The organism is Nocardioides sp. CPCC 206348, from assembly GCF_048654705.1.
Classification (GTDB): Bacteria; Actinomycetota; Actinomycetes; order Propionibacteriales; family Nocardioidaceae; genus Nocardioides.
This window is the reverse complement of record NZ_JBMCZA010000116.1, coordinates 4,919-6,721: the sequence shown is the minus strand read 5'-3', so window position 1 is coordinate 6,721 and position 1,803 is coordinate 4,919. Positions and strand designations below refer to the sequence as shown.

General features: G+C 70.9%; 1 protein-coding gene and 1 pseudogene. Both read left to right on the top strand.

The genetic code is table 11. The features are described from left to right. Positions 1–639, top strand: a pseudogene (locus ACOADB_RS07085) (rRNA cytosine-C5-methyltransferase); the annotation flags it as partial. A 28-nt stretch (positions 640–667) separates the two neighbouring features. Further along, a complete protein-coding gene (locus ACOADB_RS07080; protein WP_378597262.1) occupies positions 668–1,684 on the top strand; it encodes an LLM class flavin-dependent oxidoreductase in 1,017 nt (338 codons plus the stop codon). Positions 1,685–1,803 lie beyond the last annotated feature (119 nt).

Below are 1,803 nucleotides of genomic sequence, written 5' to 3'. Positions count from 1 at the left end.
GTGCAGGACGAGGGTTCGCAGCTGGTCGCGCTCGCGCTGGCCGACGCCACTGTCGACGGCCGCGACCAGCGCTGGGTGGACCTGTGTGCCGGCCCGGGCGGCAAGGCCGCCTTGCTCGCTGCGCTGGCCACCGAGCGGGGCGCCCTGCTGATCGGCACCGAGCTGCACCACCACCGGGCGGGCCTCGTTGCCAAGGCAGCAGGTGCGGACCTGGCCGGCGTGCTGCAGACCGATGCGACCCGCGCGCCCTTCGCCGACGACAGCATCGACCGGATCCTGCTCGATGCACCGTGCACCGGCCTCGGCGCCCTGCGCCGCCGTCCGGAGGCGCGCTGGCGTCGTACTCCGGCGGACCTCGCCGACCTGGTCGCGCTCCAGCAGGCGCTGCTGACCGAGGCCGCGCGCATCCTGCGGCCCGGCGGAGCGTTGCTCTACGCCACCTGCTCGCCGGTGCTCGCGGAGACGGCCGATGTCGTGACGGCAGTGACCGGTGCTGTGCCGGGACTGCGGGTCGATGACGTGCGCCCGCTGCTGCCGGGCGTCACCGATGCGGACGGTCCGCTGCCCGGGACCGCCCAGCTGTGGCCGCACCGCCACGGCACCGATGCGATGTTCCTGGCGCTGCTCCGCAAGGAATGATCCAGACTGGTTGAAGGTTGAACGACTTGTGAAGAAGATCGGATTCCTTTCCTTCGGCCACTGGGCGGACAGCCCCGGTTCGCTGACGCGTACCGCCTCCGACACGCTGCTCCAGTCGATCGACCTCGCGGTCGCGGCGGAGGAGCTGGGTGCCGATGGCGCGTACTTCCGCGTGCACCACTTCGCCCGCCAGCTCGGCAGCCCCTTCCCGTTGCTCGCCGCGATCGGCGCCCGGACCAGCCGGATCGAGATCGGTACCGGTGTCATCGACATGCGGTACGAGAACCCGCTCTACTTCGCGGAAGACGCTGGGGCAGCCGACCTGATCTCCGGCGGCCGCCTGCAGCTCGGCATCTCGCGAGGCTCACCCGAGCAGGTCATCGACGGCTGGCGCCTCTTCGGGTACGCCCCGGCCGAGGGCGAGACCGAGGCCGACATGGCCCGTCGTCACACCGAGGTGTTGCTGGAGGTGCTGCGCGGCGAGGGCTTTGCGCAGCCGAACCCGCGCCCGATGTTCGCCAACCCGCCGGGACTGCTGCGGCTGGAGCCGTTCTCCGAGGGCCTTCGTGACCGGATCTGGTGGGGCGCTGCGTCGAACGGTACGGCGCGCTGGGCCGCCGGTCTGGGGATGAACCTGATGAGCTCGACGCTGAAGGAGGACGAGGGCGGCCAGCCGTTCCACGTCCAGCAAGCGGAGCAGATCCGGATCTTCCGCGACGCCTGGGCCGAAGCCGGCCACCCACACGAGCCGCGGGTGTCGGTCAGCCGGTCGATCTTCCCGCTCGTCAACGAGCAGGACCGGATGTACTTCGGCGGTCGCCCGGACAGCGACCAGGTCGGCCAGATCGACAACATGCGCGCGATCTTCGGTCGCTCCTACGCCGCCGAACCGGATGCCCTCATCGAGCAGCTGCGCGAGGACGAGGCCATCGCCGAGGCGGACACGCTGCTGCTGACGGTGCCGAACCAGCTGGGTGTCGACTACAACGCCCACGTGATCGAGTCGATCCTGACCGAGGTCGCGCCGGCGCTCGGCTGGCGCTGAACCTCAGGAGCTCGCAGCCGCGTCGGACCGGGTCTGGGCGAGGTAGCGCCGGATCGTGTCGCGGCTGCGGGTCAGGCAACTGATCCGCTGGTCGAGCCCTTCGAGCTCGGTCGCGAGCA